Annotated in this window: 13 protein-coding genes; all 13 read left to right on the top strand. The window is 36.7% G+C overall.

Going from position 1 to position 14,402, the window contains the following annotated elements; genetic code table 11:
- Positions 1 to 2 precede the first annotated feature (2 nt).
- The 13 genes from DW350_RS12250 (at position 3) to DW350_RS12190 (ending at position 14,399) form a co-directional block, all read left to right on the top strand.
- Positions 3 to 875, top strand: a complete 873-nt coding sequence (locus DW350_RS12250) for an NAD-dependent epimerase/dehydratase family protein (protein WP_115719141.1) — start codon at positions 3 to 5, stop codon at positions 873 to 875.
- Positions 865 to 1,782 carry a nucleotide-diphospho-sugar transferase gene (locus DW350_RS12245; protein ID WP_115719140.1) on the top strand — a complete coding sequence of 306 codons (918 nt, stop codon included), beginning with the start codon at positions 865 to 867 and terminating at the stop codon, positions 1,780 to 1,782. The genes DW350_RS12250 and DW350_RS12245 overlap by 11 nt, the downstream gene beginning before the upstream one ends.
- Positions 1,769 to 2,668: a sulfotransferase domain-containing protein gene (locus DW350_RS12240; protein ID WP_115719139.1), complete on the top strand. Its 900-nt coding sequence runs from the start codon at positions 1,769 to 1,771 to the stop codon at positions 2,666 to 2,668. The genes DW350_RS12245 and DW350_RS12240 overlap by 14 nt, the downstream gene beginning before the upstream one ends.
- On the top strand, positions 2,653 to 3,810 hold the full coding sequence (locus DW350_RS12235) for a glycosyltransferase family 9 protein (protein WP_115719138.1): 1,158 nt from the start codon (positions 2,653 to 2,655) through the stop codon (positions 3,808 to 3,810). The genes DW350_RS12240 and DW350_RS12235 overlap by 16 nt, the downstream gene beginning before the upstream one ends.
- A gap of 7 nt (positions 3,811 to 3,817) precedes the next feature.
- Positions 3,818 to 4,939, top strand: coding sequence for a GDP-mannose 4,6-dehydratase (gene gmd / locus DW350_RS12230; protein ID WP_336407004.1), 1,122 nt, complete (start codon positions 3,818 to 3,820; stop codon positions 4,937 to 4,939).
- A 1-nt stretch (position 4,940) separates the two neighbouring features.
- Positions 4,941 to 5,915 carry a GDP-L-fucose synthase gene (gene fcl / locus DW350_RS12225; RefSeq protein WP_115719135.1) on the top strand — a complete coding sequence of 325 codons (975 nt, stop codon included), beginning with the start codon at positions 4,941 to 4,943 and terminating at the stop codon, positions 5,913 to 5,915.
- Positions 5,912 to 6,781 carry a glycosyltransferase family 2 protein gene (locus tag DW350_RS12220; RefSeq protein ID WP_115719134.1) on the top strand — a complete coding sequence of 290 codons (870 nt, stop codon included), beginning with the start codon at positions 5,912 to 5,914 and terminating at the stop codon, positions 6,779 to 6,781. The genes fcl and DW350_RS12220 overlap by 4 nt, the downstream gene beginning before the upstream one ends.
- 16 nt (positions 6,782 to 6,797) lie before the next feature.
- Complete coding sequence (locus DW350_RS12215) at positions 6,798 to 7,877, top strand: glycosyltransferase (protein ID WP_115719133.1); 1,080 nt, start codon at positions 6,798 to 6,800, stop codon at positions 7,875 to 7,877.
- 373 nt (positions 7,878 to 8,250) lie between these two features.
- Complete coding sequence (locus DW350_RS12210; protein ID WP_152032977.1) at positions 8,251 to 9,123, top strand: O-antigen ligase family protein; 873 nt, start codon at positions 8,251 to 8,253, stop codon at positions 9,121 to 9,123.
- A complete protein-coding gene (locus DW350_RS12205) occupies positions 9,101 to 10,234 on the top strand; it encodes a glycosyltransferase family 4 protein (protein WP_115719131.1) in 1,134 nt (377 codons plus the stop codon). The genes DW350_RS12210 and DW350_RS12205 overlap by 23 nt, the downstream gene beginning before the upstream one ends.
- Positions 10,227 to 11,645: a mannose-1-phosphate guanylyltransferase/mannose-6-phosphate isomerase gene (locus tag DW350_RS12200; protein WP_115719130.1), complete on the top strand. Its 1,419-nt coding sequence runs from the start codon at positions 10,227 to 10,229 to the stop codon at positions 11,643 to 11,645. The genes DW350_RS12205 and DW350_RS12200 overlap by 8 nt, the downstream gene beginning before the upstream one ends.
- 5 nt (positions 11,646 to 11,650) lie before the next feature.
- Positions 11,651 to 13,018, top strand: a complete 1,368-nt coding sequence (locus DW350_RS12195; RefSeq protein WP_115719129.1) for a phosphohexomutase domain-containing protein — start codon at positions 11,651 to 11,653, stop codon at positions 13,016 to 13,018.
- Between the two features lie 4 nt (positions 13,019 to 13,022).
- Positions 13,023 to 14,399, top strand: coding sequence for an undecaprenyl-phosphate glucose phosphotransferase (locus DW350_RS12190; protein ID WP_115719128.1), 1,377 nt, complete (start codon positions 13,023 to 13,025; stop codon positions 14,397 to 14,399).
- Positions 14,400 to 14,402 lie beyond the last annotated feature (3 nt).

The following is a 14,402-nucleotide window of genomic DNA, read 5'->3' as shown; positions in this document are numbered from 1 at the left end:
TTATGAAGACAATTTTAGTTACCGGTGGCGCTGGTTTTGTTGGCAGTCATTTGTGTGAAGCGCTAGCTAAAGATCCTAATAATAAAGTCTACTCCTTGGATAATTACTTCACCGGTTCTGAGTTAAATCATGTAAGTGGTGTTAATTACATTAAGGGTAATACTGTCGATATCGAATCTCTTATTACTACTATTCCAGATGTGGTTTTCCATCTAGGTGAATATTCGCGTGTAGAGCAGAGTTTTGGCGACATCGAAACAGTCTATAACTTTAATAAACTTGGTACGTTTTCGGTCTTGGAATTTTGTCGGAAACACAACTGTCGCACTATATATGCGGGCAGCAGTACCAAATTTGGTGACGGAGGCCTCGGCCGATCGCAAAGTCCTTACGCATGGACCAAAGCCAGTAATACGGAATTAGTGATAAATTATGGGAATTGGTTCGGCTTAGACTACGCTATAACCTACTTTTATAATGTTTATGGTCCACGAGAGTTATCTTCTGGGAAGTATGCAACCTTAATTGGTCTTTTTCATGAAAAATATAAAAAGGGCGAACCATTAACAGTTGTATCTCCCGGTATTCAAAAGCGAAATTTTACCCATATTAACGATATCGTTTCTGGTCTTCTACTGGTTGGTAAAGAAGGCCGGGGTGATGAATTTGGCATTGGTAGCCCTGAAGCTTTCAGCGTGCTGGATATCGCTCAAATGTTTGGTGGCGAAATTAGTATGTTGCCAGAAAGGCCCGGTAACCGTATGTCAGCCGATGTGATGACTGAAAAGACGAAAGCTTTAGGATGGGAGCCCCAGCACTCTGTGAAAGATTACATTGAGTCGTTAAAAGAGGCAGCTAAGTCTAATGAGCTTTAAAACGCCGGTCCTTTTTCTAGTTTTTAATCGCTTAGATACCACACAGCAAGTCTTTCAGCGTATACGTGAAATAAAGCCGATTCAATTTTATATTGCCTGCGACGGAGCTCGTGAAAACAAGTCTAGTGAAAAAAAAGATATTGAAAAAGTCAGGCAATATATACTTGAAAATATCGACTGGCACTGTGAAGTCAAAACTTTGTTCCGGGAGCAAAATTTAGGCTGTAAACTTGCAGTATCATCTGCAATAGACTGGTTTTTTGAGAATGAAGAGCAAGGGATAATTCTTGAAGACGACTGTTTACCGTCAAAAAGTTTCTTTTACTTCTGCCAGGAAAATTTAGAACAATATAAAAATGATTTAAGAATTTGGCATGTTGCTGGATATCGATATCCTGGTCTAAAAAAAATATCTAAAAGTTATGATTTTTCTCGTTTTACCCAAGTTTGGGGCTGGGCTTCTTGGAGAAGTCGATGGAAGCATTATGATGTTACTCTAGAAAAATATAAAAAACATCCCAATATATTGAGAGATTTAAGTTTCTTTGAGCAAAAAGATGCTAATCAATCTAGAGCGGATGTTCTCAGTAGAGTTGTTGACGGTGAAATTAATACTTGGGATTACCAGTGGAACTTTTGTGTTAGAATCAACAACGGATTAGCAATTAGGCCGTCACAGAATCTAGTGCGAAATATAGGATTTAATGAACAAGCAACGCATACATTTGATGAAGAATTATCAATAGTTAATAATCAAGAACTTGAAATAGAATTCCCCTTGTCTCATCCTGAATTTATTATGTCATCTAAAATAATAGATGATGAATTCTTTAAAAAATTCGGAAAGACATCTCTTTATAAAAAAATAATAAGAAAACTAAGAAATATTAGTTATGTTAAAAATTGATTTCATTGTTGCCGGTGCGGCTAAATCTGGTACTACATCGATTTTCCAATATTTGAATAGTCACCCCGATATATTCATTCCTGATGTTAAGGAGTGTCGTTACTTCTCTAAGCTCAATAAAGACTTTAAAGGTCTTGGCGCCGAATTTTTTGCGAATGAAGGAATAACAGATGACGATGAATATCAATCCTTATTTCAAAATCATCAAGATAAAAAATGTGGTGATATATCAAATGATTACCTCTACTACCATAAGGAATCAATTGCTAATATAAAAAAAACTGTAGGTGATTCGGTTAAAATTATCATAATTTTGAGGAATCCAATTGAACGAGCTTTTTCTAACTATATGCATCATATTCGTGATGGCTGGGAAAACCTTTCTTTTAAGGACGCCCTTATTAGGGAAGATGAACGTATAAAAGATAATTGGGGTTGGAGCTACCATTATAAAAGTGTCGGTCTCTACTCGGAGCAAGTTAAAGACTATTTGAAAAATTTCGAAAATGTAAAAATATGTTTGTTTGAGGATCTTAGGAATCGCCATGTTTTTATAAAAGATATTTGCCATTTTATTGGAATTGATGAAGATGAAGTGGATTTAGACATGAAGGAATTTAACCGCTCGGGAAGGCCAAAATCGAAAGCAGTCATGAGGTTTTCTGAAGGGAAAGGATTTTTAGCTTCCATTATAAAACCATTCATCCGTCTTTTTCTGCCTAAAAATATCAGGGAAAACATTGCAGGTAAAATAAAAGATGTGAACCTCAGTAAAGAGTATATTTCACTAGAAGACAAAACTTTTCTTATCGATTTTTATCGAGAGGACATTAAAAATCTTGAAGGTGTAATTAAAAGGGATTTGTCAGCTTGGTTAAAAGAATAATAAAAAGAGTCATTTACTCTGTAGTTAAATTTTTTTTCTATATATACAGACCTTTTATTAAAAAAGATTCGTTTTCTAGAAAAGGTAAATCGCTCGTTATCTTAAAGCCCGATGCTCTAGGTGACTATATTCTTTTTAGGAATTTCATTCCGTGTTTGCTAAACGATTATCCAAATGTTATTTTGATTGGTAACCATGCTTGGAAGGATGTAGTTCATTTTTTTGATGATGGCTTATTCATAAAAAGTATTTTTTTAAATAGAAAGCGTTTTTTTAAAGATTTTATATATCGCATTTCTATTTTAATTCAAGCACATAAAATAGGGTGCGTTGATTTACTTATTTATCCTTGTTTTAGTAGGGAAGGACAAAGAGTAGAAGATATTTGTTCTATTATTTCAGCAAAAGAAAAAATCGCTTGGTTTGGTGATACGACTAATCAGCCTTTCACCGAGCGTAATCATACTGCAAAAATTTATACAAAATTAATCCAATCCACAGAGCGAGTAGAATTCGAATTTAAGAGGAACCGTAATTTTTTATCAGTTTTACTTGGATCAGATATAAAAAATTTACCTAGTGTACTGATGTTACCTGATAATAATGCTAAACTAGATGATCTTCCTGAGAGATATGCGTTGCTCTTTATCGGTGCCAGTGCCATTTTTCGGCAGTGGTCAATTGAAAAATTTGCTCAAGTTGCAGAATTTATTCGTTCAGAATATAACCTTGCTATCGTTATTGGCGGTGGTCCATCTGACCAAGTTAGGGCTGGAGAACTAGCCGCAGTTTTAGGGAAAGGGACTGTCAACTTAGCCGGTAAAACAACCTTAGTAGAGTTGGGCTCACTGATAGAGCATTCAATAATTTTAGTTTCGAATGAAACAGGAATTCCGCATATAGCCGTTGCATTAAAACATAAAAATATTTTCGTCATCTCTAATGGTAATCATTATGGTCGATTTACTCCTTATCCTCCTGATGTATTTAACTCTTACAATGCAATTTATCCTGACAAATTGTTAAAAATGGAAAGTGAAGACGATAGAATTAACTGTTACGGACGAGGTAGTGACTTAGATATCGAAGATATTTCTGCGAATACCGTTATTAATTTAATTAAAAATAAATTCACAAGATAAAGTATTGATTATGAAGAAAGCGTTGATCACAGGTATTACGGGTCAAGATGGTTCTTATTTGGCTGAATTTTTACTCGAAAAGGGTTATGAGGTTCACGGCATAAAACGGCGTGCATCATCATTCAATACTCAGCGAATAGATCATCTTTATCAAGATCCACACGACCTTAATCCGAAGTTAAAGCTTCATTATGGCGATCTGACAGATTCGTCTAATTTGACGCGTATATTGGAAGAAATTCGTCCTGACGAGGTTTATAACCTGGGTGCTCAATCACATGTTGCGGTCTCATTTGAGTCTCCTGAATACACGGCGGATGTTGATGCGATGGGAACCTTAAGGTTACTTGAAGCTATTCGCTTTTTGGGGTTGGAAAAGACCACTCGTTTCTACCAAGCCTCAACTTCGGAACTTTACGGTTTGGTTCAAGAAACTCCGCAAAAAGAGACTACACCTTTTTACCCTCGTTCCCCATATGCAGTCGCTAAACTCTATTCCTATTGGATCACTGTTAATTACCGCGAAGCTTATGGCATGTATGCCTGTAATGGCATTCTTTTTAATCATGAATCGCCACGCCGTGGTGAGACTTTTGTTACCCGTAAGATAACACGTGGTCTCGCTAACATCGCTCAGGGCTTAGAAAGTTGTCTTTACATGGGCAATATGGATGCACTACGTGATTGGGGTCATGCCAAGGACTACGTGCAAATGCAATGGTTGATGCTGCAGCAAGAGAAAGCTGAAGATTTTGTTATAGCGACCGGCGTCCAGTATTCGGTTCGTCAGTTTATCACTTGGAGTGCAGAAGAGCTGGGTATGGAACTAGAGTTCACTGGCCAAGGCGTAGATGAGGTAGCTGTTGTCAAATCCATTAACGGTGATAATGCTCCAGCTTTGTCCGTTGGTGATGTTGTAGTGCGGGTTGATCCTCGTTATTTCCGCCCGGCAGAAGTTGAAACTTTGTTAGGCGATCCAACCAAGGCCAAGATTAAGTTGGGGTGGGAGCCTACCACGACGGTTCAGGAAATGTGTGCCGAAATGGTGGCGGCTGATCTACAAACAGCTAAACAGCATGCATTTATGAAAAAGCATGGTTTTGAAATTCCAGTAGCTTTGGAGAACTGACATGACGGGTATTGATGCCACTGTCTTTGTGGCCGGTCACCGTGGTATGGTCGGTGCTGCTATTGTTCGTCAGCTGCAGAGGCAAGGTTACAAGAACATTCTTACCCGAACCTCTGCAGAGTTAGATCTAAGAGACCAGGCTGCGGTAGACCAATTTTTTGCTGATAACCGGATTGACCAGGTATATCTGGCGGCGGCAAAAGTCGGCGGTATTCATGCCAACGCCACTTATCCTGCAGATTTTGTTTATGACAATCTGATTATTCAGGCCAATGTTATTCATCAAGCTTACAGATACGGCGTGAAAAAACTGCTGTTTTTGGGGTCTTCCTGCATTTATCCGAAGTTTGCTGCACAGCCTATGGCAGAAAGTGCTTTACTTGATGGTTACTTAGAGCCAACAAATGAGCCTTATGCTATCGCTAAAATTGCCGGTATTAAGTTATGTGAATCTTATAACCGCCAGTATGGTGTGGATTATCGAAGTGTTATGCCAACAAATCTCTATGGTCCTGGCGATAACTTCCACCCTGAGAATAGTCATGTGGTACCAGCGCTTATTAGGCGAATTCATGAGGCCAAAGTAAGGAATCTTCCTGAAGTGGTGATATGGGGAAGTGGTAGTCCCAAGAGAGAATTTTTACATGTCGATGATATGGCCACGGCCAGTGTTTTTGTGATGGATCTCGAAAAACAGCTTCTAGATAAACAAGTATTACCGATGCAAAGTCATATCAACGTTGGTACAGGTAAAGATTGCACTATTTTAGAATTAGCGCAGACGATTGCTGCAGTGGTTGGCTATAAAGGAAAAATAAAAACTGATCCAAGCAAACCAGACGGTGCTCCACGTAAATTGATGAATGTTGAAAGGTTGGCTCGTTTGGGCTGGAAGTCGTCGATCAATTTATTTGAAGGTATTCAAGACGCCTATCAATGGTATTGTGAGCATCAAATCGAACTTAGAGAAGTATGATGAAAGCAAGGTTGGATGGTGGTGGTGAATTGAAGTTTGGTTCTAAAACGGATACGCCTGAACGACCTCTAATTACCATTATTACCTCAACGTTTAATGCTGCAAGTGACCTTCAGTGGACTCTACAATCGGTTAGAGCACAGACTTATCCAAATATTCAGTGGATAGTTGCTGATGGTGGATCAACTGATGGAACAGTGGAGTTATTAAAAGAAAACGAGGATATTATTGATTATTGGTTTAGCGAGCCAGATAGAGGTATATATGATGCGTGGAATAAAGCTTTAAAATTTGTAAAAGGAAGTTGGGTGCAGTTTATTGGTGCAGGAGATGAGATATACGATAATAATACTATAGAAGTGATATCTAAGTTTTTGTCGTCAGCTTTTCCTCAATATGAAATGGTTTATGGAAAAATAAAACTTTTGACAAGTGAGCGGAAGTTCTTAAAAAACGTAGGTAGCCGATGGTCTGATCTGAACAATAAGTGGCAAGGTATTCGCCCTGCATTACCTGTTCACCCGGAAGTGTACCATCATGTCTCTATATTCAATAAGTACAATTGTTTTGATATTAATTTGACTGTTTCCGCTGATACAGAATTATTATATAAATCGATGTCTCGTTTAGAGCCTCTTTTTGTTGATGTCTTTATCGATAAAATGCCGTTGGGTGGGGTTTCAGATAATCCAAAATATTCACTTCTTGCGATAAAGGAATTATCCATTATAAATAAAAGAAATAATATATCTCCCCCATTTTTTAACTATCTTAAAGCGCACATTTTTGCTCGTTTAAAAATTTTACTGTATTTTGTTTTTCCCAAAAAAATATATTTATATTTTCTTAAAAAATATAAGGAATGATTTCGGTAAGACTTAAATGAGAAAAATACTCTATATTTCCCTTCGTGCTGATGTTGGTGGTGGGCCGCAACATCTTTATCAATTAATAAAATTGATTAAACGAGATGAATTTCAAGTTTATTTAGCTTGCCCACCTGATGAACCTTACTATTCTCTTTTTTCTTCTGAATTAGAAAATAAGATAATATTACTTCCACATCGTTCTTTTTCTATAAGAACTTTTTTTGAAATAGTTCGTTTTTGTAAAAAAAATAATATAGATATAATCCATTCCCACGGAAAAGGGGCTGGATTATATTCTCGGCTTATTAAATTTTTTATAAAAAAAGTAAAAGTATATCATACGTTTCATGGTATTCATTATCAGTCGTATGGCTTATTGAAGAGAAAAATATATTTTCTTATTGAAAAGCTATTTTCATTAGTCACTTGCGTATCTATTTTTGTTTCTCCTGGTGAAAAAAGTGAAGCTCAATCGCTAAACCTACTAGCAAAGGGTAGTTATTCTTGTGTAGTTGAGAATGGTGTTTTCATTCCAAATCAAAGAAAAATCATAGCAATAGAAGATGACCTTGTAAAAATTGTCGTTGTTTCTAGATTTGATTACCAGAAAAATACTCAAAGACTTTTAGATATAATTGAATATCTTATAAAAAATTCAAACTCTAACTTCCACTTTGATATCCTTGGTGAAGGAGAGGATAAAAATTTTCTTCAATCATCTATTCCTCAAAAAAATAATTTAACTGTAGATTTTCATGGAAACATTCCGAATCCTGATTTTTTTTATAGGAATGCTCACTTTATTTTAAACACCTCTCGATGGGAAGGATTACCCCTGAGTGTTATTGAAGCGGCATCCTATGGATGTGTTCCTATTCTATCTAATGTCGTTGGTAATATAGATATCATTTCTAGAAACCCCAAGATGGGATTGCTTTACAATGAGTATAACGAGATTTTGGAGTTCATTAAGTGTTGTATAACTGACGAGACTATATTCGAAGAGCGCAGAAGAAATGCATATGAATGTGTAAATTTATATTTTAATGAACAACGAATGTCGGAAAAAACATATGCGCTATATAATAAATAAGAATAACATTTGGTTGTTTTTGTTTCTATTTTTTATATTTATTCCAAGAGTTAAATTTTCGTTCCTTTCATATGGTATATCCGGTATTGACTTATCTGTTTTTATAACCTTTTTCTTGGTCTTATTTAATTGGAAAATATTTTTTAATTATATTCGCGATTCAATTGTATTTATTTATCTTGTAGCTTTATCATTGATGCTTATCTGTTCTCTTATTTATTTTTTATATTCAGATAATTTTAAAATGTTTTTGGTTTCATTTCTCCAGTTTGCTAGGCATATATCGTCTTTTTTTGTTGCATTCTACTTCTATTTTAGGTTCATCCATGATGTAGATAAATACAAATTAAAAAATGGTATAGAGTATATTTTTTTGGGATATTGTCTATCGAGTGTAATTTTTTTTATTATTGTTCTTGGTTTTATTCCTGGTGTCACTATTACTAGCGATTTAACTTCTGGAATTTATGGGGTTGATGATTCTTCTTCAATTTTTATGAAAGGAGTTAACGTCAGATTTGCTGGATTCGCTGGAAGTCCAACTCCCTTTGCAGCTATCAGTTATTTGCTATTCATAATTATTTTTTATACTAAAATAAAATTTGATAGTGTGTCTAAGTTGTTTTTCTTAGTTTCCAGCTCAATAATTTTATTATTGACATTTCTCACTCTCTCCAAGTCAGTTATGGCTATCTGCTTTCCTATTATGTATATTCTCGTATGTTCTTTTTTATTCTTGGACATAAAAAATCCGTACAAGAAGTTATTTTTAATTTTTTCAATGGTCATTAGTACTTTAGGTATCATCTATTTTTTGATGCAGAAAGCTTTTGTTGTTTTAAATGAAATTGTACAGAGAGGAATTAATAGTGGGACTCACAGACTTTTATTTTATCAAGATGAAATAAATAGAATATTAGATGATAATGGAAATCTTATTTTTGGCACAGGTTGGAAAGCATATGGTGTGGGTACACACAATGAACAGTTAGAGATAATGTCAGGGTTTGGTATATTTCTTGGTTCACTTATTTGGGTGTTATTTTACATAGTAATGCCGTTTATTCTTTTATATAAACGAATGTACTTTTTTATAGTTTTTGTTTATTTTCCCATATTGTTTTTCTCTTTATTCCAAGAAATTTTACTTGATCCTGGAGTTATGATTTTTTTTATTACTACTTATTTTTTCCTCCAAAAAAGCAGTGAGATTAAGGTCTGTTATGAAGCTGGCTATAGTCCATGATTGGTTTGTATCTGTTGGTGGTGCTGAAAAAGTATTAGCCAAAATGCTGGATATATATCCAGAGGCAGATGTTTTCTCTGTTGTTGATTTTTTTGATGATGACACTCGCCAAAAATTGATAAAAGGAAAGTTGTCGAATACTACATTTATTCAACGATTTCCTTTCGCAAAGAAAATGTATAGAAGCTATTTACCTTTTATGCCTTTGGCAGTAGAACAATTAGATCTATCCTCATATGACTTGGTAATATCTAGTAGTCATGCCGTTGCTAAAGGAGTAATTACAAGCCCTAACCAATTACACATTTGTTATTGTCATTCTCCTATACGTTATGCATGGGATTTACAAGAACAGTACTTAAGAGAATCTGGGTTGCAAAGTGGGTTAAAAAGTCTATTAGCACGGATTATGCTATTTAAAATTCGAGGCTGGGATTACCGAACATCCAATGGTGTAGATTTTTTTATATCAAATAGTGATTACATTGGTAAGAGAATATGGAAGATTTATCGAAGAAAGTCTCATACCATATATCCTAATGTTGCGGTAGATGAATTTGATTTGATTTCAAAAAAAGATGATTTTTATTTTACAGCATCTAGACTTGTGCCTTATAAAAAAATCGATCTCATTGTTCGCGCGTTTTCGAATATGCCTGACAAGAAATTAGTTGTAATTGGTGACGGACCACAATTGGAAAAGGTTAAGGCTGCTGCTTCTCCTAATGTAACCATAATGGGATACCAATCCTTTGATATTCTTAAAGACTACATGCAGCGGGCGAGGGCATTTGTATTCGCCGCAGAAGAAGATTTCGGTATTATTCCTGTAGAGGCGCAGGCTTGCGGCACTCCTGTTATTGCATTCGGCAAAGGTGGAACTCTGGAAACTGTATTAAATGGTAAAACGGGAGTTTTTTTTGAAGAACAAACTGAAAATTCGATAATTAATGCCGTAATGGAATTTGAGAATAACTTTGTATTTGAACCTAGCTTTATCAGACAGCATGCAGAAAAATTTTCCGCCGATATTTTTAAAGAAAAATTTCGAGAATTTGTTCAAGCTAAATATAGTGAATTTGAATTAGGGAAAGGTCGGTACCATGAGTGAAAATTTAATTACACCTATTATCATGTGTGGCGGCTCTGGATCTAGACTTTGGCCGCTGTCTCGTAATAGTTACCCCAAACAGTTTATCTCTCTTACATCTGCAAATAGTCTTTTACAGGAGACCATTAGTAGATTGCGTGGCTTGAACGCTATGCCACCTTTACTGATCTGCAATGAAGAACATCGCTTTTTAGCGGCAGAGCAGCTTCGCCAAAAGGCCTTTGCTCATAGCGGAATACTGCTAGAGCCTCATGGGCGTAATACAGCACCAGCTATTGCTCTTGCGGCACTTCAGGCCTCTGCTACTCAAGAAGACCCACTGTTACTGGTTTTAGCATCTGATCATGCTATTTCTGATACTAAGGCTTTTGAAGCTGCTGTTCAGGCTGCCAAACCTCTTGCTAGCAGCGGCCACTTGGTTACATTTGGTATAGTACCAACGGAGGCTCATACCGGTTACGGTTATATCCAAAAGGGAAAACCTCTAGATGAGGCTGGTGAGTCTGTCAAAGCTTTTAAAGAAAAACCGGATTTAGATACAGCCATTGCTTATTTGAATACCGGCGAATACTTGTGGAACAGTGGGATGTTTTTGTTTAGAGCGTCTAGCTATTTGAATGAGTTAGCTAAATTTCGGCCCGACATCCTGAATGCCTGCAAAGAAGCTATGAATCATTGTGTAGCTGATCTTGATTTCGTCCGCATCGGTAAAGAGGCATTTGAATATTGTCCCTCTGAGTCTATTGATTATGCAGTTATGGAAAAAACAGCCAAAGCCGCAGTAGTTCCTCTAGATGCTGGCTGGAGCGATGTTGGGAGTTGGTCTTCGCTATGGGATATCGAACCCAAAGATTCTAACGGCAATGTGATCAATGGTGATGTACTTATGCATGAAACTCGCAATTCGTTAGTGCACTCTACCAGTAGGCTGGTATCGACGGTCGGTCTAGAGGATGCTGTTGTTATTGAAACGAAAGATGCAGTGTTAGTGGCTGCTCGAAATTGCGTACAAGACGTTAAGCATATCGTTAATAAGCTGAATGAAACCGGTAGAACTGAACATTTAACTCATCGCGAAGTCTACCGTCCGTGGGGTAAATATGACTCCATTGATAATGGAGAGCGGTACCAAGTTAAGCGCATCACTGTGAAACCTGGTGAAAAGCTGTCAATCCAGATGCATCATCATCGTGCAGAGCATTGGATCGTTGTATCTGGCACGGCTAAGGTAACCAATGGTGATAAAGACTTGCTCTTGACAGAGAATCAATCCACTTATATCCCAGTTGGTGTGATCCACGCTTTGGAAAACCCAGGTAAAATTCCATTGGAATTGATCGAAGTACAGTCCGGTACTTATCTAGGGGAAGATGATATTGTGAGATATTCTGATCGCTATGGAAGGGTTTGAGTTGTATGCAAGGTTTAAGTTGTTTTAAGGCATACGACATCCGTGGGCAGCTCGGTTCCGAACTGAATGAGGATATCGCTTATCGTATCGGCAGAGCTTATGGACAATACCTTAGGGCTAATACTGTCGTTGTCGGTGGTGACGCACGTGAAAGCAGTCCTGTGCTGAAACTAGCAGTTGCTAATGGTTTACGTGACGCCGGTGTAAACGTACTAGACCTTGGCATGGCCGGCACTGAAGAGGTCTACTTTGCTACATTCCATCTTGGCGTTGATGGCGGGATTGAAGTGACGGCGTCTCACAATCCTATTGATTACAATGGAATGAAGTTAGTTACTCACGGTAGTCGTCCTATTTCTGGCGATACTGGATTATTTGATATTCAGCGTCTGGCTGAGAGTGCTGATTGGATTGAATCAAAAGAACAAGGTCGGCTACAGAAAATTAATTTAAAAAAGGACTATGCGGAGCACATAGTTTCTTATGTTAACGTCAAAAATTTTACGCGTCCTCTTCGATTGGTAGTCAATAGCGGTAATGGTGCTGCAGGGCCTGCATTGGATCATATAGAGTCGCAGCTTAAGTTGCTAGGTATTGAAGTCGATTTCATCAAAGTACATCATCAGCCTGATTCCACCTTTCCTAATGGTATTCCTAATCCACTTTTGCCTGATAATCGTGCAGATACTGCAGAGGCCGTTATTAAGTATCAGGCTGATATGGGAATCGCTTGGGACGGCGACTTCGACCGCTGTTTCCTTTTTGATGAAAATGGCCTTTTTATAGAGGGCTATTATATTGTTGGACTACTGGCTGAAGCTTTTCTTTCTAAAGAGTCTGGGGCAAAAATTATTCATGACCCACGATTGACATGGAATACGATAGACATCGTTACCGAGAACGGAGGCACTTCTGTTCAATCAAAAACTGGCCATGCTTTTATCAAAGAACAAATGCGGAAGGAAGATGCTATCTACGGTGGTGAGATGAGTGCTCATCATTACTTCCGAGACTTTGCTTATTGCGATAGCGGTATGATTCCTTGGCTGTTAGTTTCTGAGCTAATTTGCAAAACTGGTAAACCGCTTTCCGCTTTAGTTGATGAACGTATAGCTGCCTATCCCTCATCTGGAGAGATTAATAGTAAAATAGATAATCCTGAGGTTGCAATAAAGAGAGTAAGAGATTTTTATCAATCAAAAGCAATTAATGTCGATGAGACTGATGGAGTTAGCCTTGAGTTTGATAAATGGAGGTTTAATCTTAGGTGTTCAAATACGGAGCCTCTTGTTCGTTTGAATGTTGAGTCAAAAGGTGATGATGAGTTAATGTCGAAAGTAACTCGAGATATTATTGAGTTACTTAGAGGGTAGAAAAATGAATAGAGGTTTTGTAAAAGAAAATCAAACCTTCATTTCAATAGTTCATCGTTGTTCTGATATTTTTTCTATAGTAGTATCATTTTATATAGCTAAAGCTATTTTTGCTCCAAAGTTCGTTTCTATTGCTTATTCATTCTCTCTTATTAGTAGTATTTTAATAGCATTTTGGCTTTATTCTGAGCTAGGTCTATATCGTACATGGCGTGGGGAATCAAGGGTCAAAGAAATATCTGTTTCTTTTTATGCTTGGACTGTAAATCAAACTGCCGTTGTTGGTGTTTTTTTTATATTTGGTATGGCTAACTATATAGGAAAGACTTTTTATACTGCTTGGTACCTGATCGGACTATTCACCTTTCTTTTTATTCGAATTTTGATACGGAGCTTGTTAAATCATTTTCGATCTCAAGGATACAATGTAAGGCAAGTAATTATTTTAGGTGATGGAGATGTTGCTCAAGAATTGGCATGTAGAATATATAAAGCTCCATGGACCGGGTATAAAATTTTAGGGAACTTTGGAGATGAAATTATAGCTAATACATCTAGGCTTGGTGATTTTAATGACATTTCCAGTTTTCTTGATAAAGAATCGTCTAAAATAGATCAAATATGGATAGCATTACCATTATCTGATGAGCATCTAGTTGAGCAGATACTTGTTAGTTTGAAAAATACAACCAAAACAGTTAGATACATACCTGACATGAAAGGTTTCCAATTGATAAATCACTCTGTCAGTGAAGTTGCCGGTTTACCAGTAATTAATTTGTCAATGACTCCGATAACTGGACTAAATAGATTTGTAAAATCATTAGAAGACAAAATTCTAGCATTTCTAATTTTGATAATGATTAGTCCTTTAATGATATTTATAGGTATAGGGGTTAAGTTGTCTTCTCCCGGCCCCATTTTTTATCGACAGGAAAGAGTTAGTTGGAATGGAAAGCGTTTCAATATGCTCAAATTCAGATCAATGCCAGTAGATACTGAAAGTACTAGTATAAAATGGGGAAGTTCTAAGGATAAAGCTGTTTCTAATTTCGGAAAATTTATCCGTAGGACAAGTCTAGACGAACTCCCTCAATTTATTAACGTATTGAAAGGTGACATGTCTATTGTAGGACCTAGGCCTGAAAGAACGATCTTCGTAAATCAGTTTAAGAATGAAATTCCAGGTTACATGCAGAAGCATATGGTAAAAGCTGGTATTACCGGTTGGGCCCAGGTCAACGGTTGGAGAGGAGATACCGATCTTAGTAAGCGGGTAGAGTATGATCTTTACTACATTAACAACTGGTCGATTTGGTTTGATTTAAAGATAGTTTTTTTGACAATATTTAAAGGTTTTATAAATAAAAACGCATATTAGGGA

It is taken from the genome of Gallaecimonas mangrovi (genome assembly GCF_003367375.1).
GTDB classification, from domain to species: Bacteria; Pseudomonadota; Gammaproteobacteria; order Enterobacterales; family Gallaecimonadaceae; genus Gallaecimonas; species Gallaecimonas mangrovi.
Note: the sequence above shows the minus strand (reverse complement) of the source record. Positions and strands in the feature narration are given on the sequence as shown.